The following is a 3,573-nucleotide window of genomic DNA, read 5'->3' as shown; positions in this document are numbered from 1 at the left end:
TGATACTTCCGGGTGATTTTAGATCAGATTCTCGAATTACCTTAGCTTGGTCAGCCGTCCCTAAGACTTTCTGTCCCGCAGGCACCGAATTGCTTCGACCAGTACGCCGTCGGAGGCTCTGCATCGAATATCGCGGAGAAGCTCGGCGACCATAACGGCCACGGATGAGCGTGTCCGAATTTACTAAACGCTTGACAACTCCAGTTCGCTTTGATCCTTCCCCCTTCAAATGGTCCACCCCGAGGTACTTTTTTGGACCCCGAGTGTAAATCGGCTAGGGGTCCGGACGCCGATCGGCATTGTAAGGAAAGCCCTTTGAAGCCGCCCCCTTAGGGTCGTTAAACCGGTAGCCGTTGCTGGTGCGGATGACGCGGACGCGGCTGCCGAAGCGCCCGAAAAGGTCTGCGCAGCGCTTGCGGATGCGGACAATGCGGTTCACCCAGGTCAAGAGGCCGGCATCCTCAAGCGCCTTGATTGCCTCGGCGACGGTCGAGCGGGCGCAGCCGGCGCGCTCGGCGATCGTCGCATAGGACGGGAAGCAAAGGCCGCTGCGGGCGTTGTGGAAGCCCCACAACAGCGCCTCGAGGACGGCGAGGGCCTTGGCGGTGATTGCGCCGTAAGCCTTGCCCTTCTCCGTCCGGCGCATGCGGCCGCGGGCAAAGGCCATGATCCGCGCCTTGGCGTTGCGGTCGAGCGGGCGCGGGCGCCCGTCGCCGAAAACCTTCTCGCGGCGGGGTCGTAGGTGGCGGGGAGGGTAGCAGCAAAAGACATGGGTTCTCCCTGGGCTGAAGGTCAGCCCGCCGAAGGCGAGTCGATTGTGGGCAAAACTCTTACTTTGCCCACAATCGGGCTTGCAACGATTCAGATTTTCGGGGAGTATCAGGACTGCGAGAACTCTGTTATTCCCCCGCTTGCCGGGGACCGGCCCCGCCTTCAAGGCGGGTTTGGTGTTTCTGGGGCTTGGTTTCTCCGCATTGTTGATCGAATCAACGCGGCGCATCGCGCCGCGTAAACGCGGATCCTGACCTGATTTGGTTGATTCGTCGAGAGTGTTCGGCCGAAGCCCACTCCTCCGGCAGCCCTGTCGGCCAGGGCAGAGTCCTAAATCGTTAAGGTCTGGTTAACCAAGTTGGATTCGAAGAGGCGTGAGAGGATCACGCGATGTCGCTTGGGTTTCTGGATCATATGCGGGTTGTGCCTGACCCCCGGATTCCGCACGGCTGTCCGGGGAAATTTTACGCATAGCGGAAGGCCAGCTGATTGGGATTGGACTTGTCGCGTTTCTTACTGGGATTGGGCGGGGGCGGGATGTCGATGGCGGCCAGGCGGCGGCGATCGAAGAGGAAGCGGCCGACGAGTTCGGCGAAGCGCAGGATGTCGAAATGGGTTTTGGCGGCCTTGGCCGCCAGCCGCAGCAGGATGTAGGCGATCATCGCCGCGTAGATCTGCAGTTTGACGGCGTTTGGACTGGTTCCGAGAAAGGTGCGCAGCTTCAGGTGTTGCTTGAGCCAGCGGAACAGCAACTCGATTTGCCAGCGGAACTTGTAGGCCTGAGCGATTTCGACGGCGGAGCGCTTCAGGTCGTTGGTGATCACGATGATCGTCTTTGCGTCCTCGTCGCGCAGGATTTCGATCCGGCGCAGCCGGATCGGGAGTTTGGAATCGCCTTTGCTCGAGAACTCGACCTCCTGATCGGCGATCACGGTGAAGCCGTCTCCGCGCGAGGGCCCGTATTGGCGCTCGGTCTTGACGGTCAGGCCCATGTTGGTCTTGGGCCTTGTGACGAAGAAGGCCTCGGCCGCATGAATGGCTCTCCACCAGCCGTAATGGCAGTAGCCTTTGTCGAAGACATAGGTGAGGCCGGGCTCGATCTCGATCTGTCGGCCGATCTGGGCGTCGTTGACGTTGGCGTCGGTGATGTCGAGGATGCGCGGCAGATCGCGGCCCGGATCGTAGACGACATGGGCCTTCATGCCGCGAATGCGGCCATTGGATTTGGCCCAGTCGTACTGTTTTCCCAGCGGGATGGGTGTCGAGTCGATCAGGCGCAGCAGCATTTTGGCACCGGCTCGGGTCGAGCGGTCGGTCAAGGCGGCGACCATCGCCAGGACGTCGGCGAAGGCTTCGACAGGCCGGCGCGCGTTGGCGTCGGCGAGCGTCGAGCGGGCGATCTCGGCGCAACCGAGGTGATAATGGGCGTTGGCGTGGGCGTTCCAATTGGCCGCGAGCGCGCGCAGCGACGACGCGCCGGTCATCTGGGCATGGATCAACACCATCAGATGGTCCCAACTGCGGAACGATTTGTCGTAGGCGTCGGCGCCCCAACGCGCCACGATCGCCTCGAACCGCCGCCGATCGAGGGGCTCGACGAGCTGGTTGAAAATGGTAGGAGTAAAGCGCATGCCCCGCTGCCTTTTCTGAGTCTCAACAACCAGAAAATACCAAGGAATCTCATTGATTTCCTCGGTTTTGCGGGGCATGCGCCGCGACATTTTGAATCAGGCCTGAAACTTTCCCCGGACAGCCGTGCAGCAAGCTGGGGAAGGGAAGGCCTGCGACTTGAGATGTGTGAATGCGGTAGGGTCCAAGCTCGGGGGTCAGGACGTCCTTCGACAACCGCGGGTCCAAGCCCGGGGTCAGGACGAGGGCAAGAGGAGCGGCTTCATGAATTTTTTTGCCTCCATCGCCCGTAAGCGCTTGATAAGTCCGGATTCCGCGAAAGGAATAGAAATTTTTGGAAAGGTTTGGAAGCGAATTGAAGGGGTTTGTGAAGGAAATCGAAGTGATTTGAAACGTTCGGAAGACTTCTGAAAACCCTGCGACGTCGCGCCTCGAGTGCGCCAGCTTTGGAGTTCGCCCGGAAATGGCGCCGCAACCCTTTGAAACGTCGAGATCAGCGCCCGGAAATCCGGGGCCTCCTCCCCCGCTAGCGCATGGCCGTAGTGGCGCGTTCGAGCAAGCCGCATGCCCGCCGAAACGCCCTCGAACCTATCGGCCCATGCAGGCGTCGGCCATGCGTTTGAGCTCGTCCATGTGCGGCGCGTCGAGCGCGCCCGCGCCGAGCCGCTCAGCCTCGCCCGAATGCTCGATCGCGTCGGCCACGCATTGGCAGGAGCCGCCGCAGTCGTCCGCCGCCCGGCCGCCCGCGACGCAGGCGCGCTCGCAAGCTGCGACGAAGGCGCCGGCGTCCGGTTTCGGCGGCGGGACGGAGGGCGCGACGCCGAGCCAGGCCACGGCGGCGACCAGTCCGATCAGGATCGGCTGGTGAATGAGATAGATCGGCAGGCTGTGCCGTCCGGCGAAGCACAGGGCTCGGGCCGGTCCGGATTTCGCCCCCCAGCGCCCGGGGGCGGTCAATCGGCCGATGACCCCTGGCAGGCGCGCGACGCCGAGGCCGAGGAAGACGACGCCCGACCAGGGCAGCAGCGGGCGCCAGTCGAGGGTGTTCGGCAGGGCCACGCCGAGCCCGAGCCAAAGTAGCGCCGGCGAATCGAACAGGTTCGAGTGGACGAAAAAGGGGACGGCGATCGTGAGCGCGCCGGCGGCGAGGCTTGGCCAAGCCGGCGCCTCGAT

The 3,573-nt window shown here is 62.8% G+C and carries 4 protein-coding genes; 1 reads left to right on the top strand and 3 read right to left on the bottom strand.

The genetic code is table 11. The features are described 5' to 3' along the window. Positions 1-274: 274 nt before the first annotated feature. Together ACLP2E_RS00585 and ACLP2E_RS00580 are read right to left on the bottom strand one after the other, a co-directional pair. Positions 275-667: a helix-turn-helix domain-containing protein gene (locus ACLP2E_RS00585; RefSeq protein ID WP_442464845.1), complete on the bottom strand. Its 393-nt coding sequence runs from the start codon at positions 665-667 to the stop codon at positions 275-277. A gap of 568 nt (positions 668-1,235) precedes the next feature. Then, on the bottom strand, positions 1,236-2,402 hold the full coding sequence (locus ACLP2E_RS00580) for an IS4 family transposase (protein WP_442464844.1): 1,167 nt from the start codon (positions 2,400-2,402) through the stop codon (positions 1,236-1,238). A gap of 262 nt (positions 2,403-2,664) precedes the next feature. Between ACLP2E_RS00580 and ACLP2E_RS00575 the strand changes: the two genes are divergently transcribed. Next, the gene (locus tag ACLP2E_RS00575) at positions 2,665-2,811 is read left to right on the top strand and encodes a hypothetical protein (protein ID WP_442464843.1); all 147 of its coding nucleotides are present in this window, start codon (positions 2,665-2,667) and stop codon (positions 2,809-2,811) included. Between the two features lie 177 nt (positions 2,812-2,988). On the opposite strand, the gene ACLP2E_RS00570 is transcribed toward ACLP2E_RS00575, so the two are convergent. After that, the coding region (locus tag ACLP2E_RS00570; protein ID WP_442464842.1) for a DUF1624 domain-containing protein at positions 2,989-3,573 on the bottom strand (585 nt) is incomplete at its 5' end.

Source organism: Rhodoblastus sp. (assembly GCF_052145335.1).
GTDB lineage: Bacteria > Pseudomonadota > Alphaproteobacteria > Rhizobiales > Beijerinckiaceae > Rhodoblastus.
This window is presented reverse-complemented; position numbering and strand designations above follow the sequence as displayed.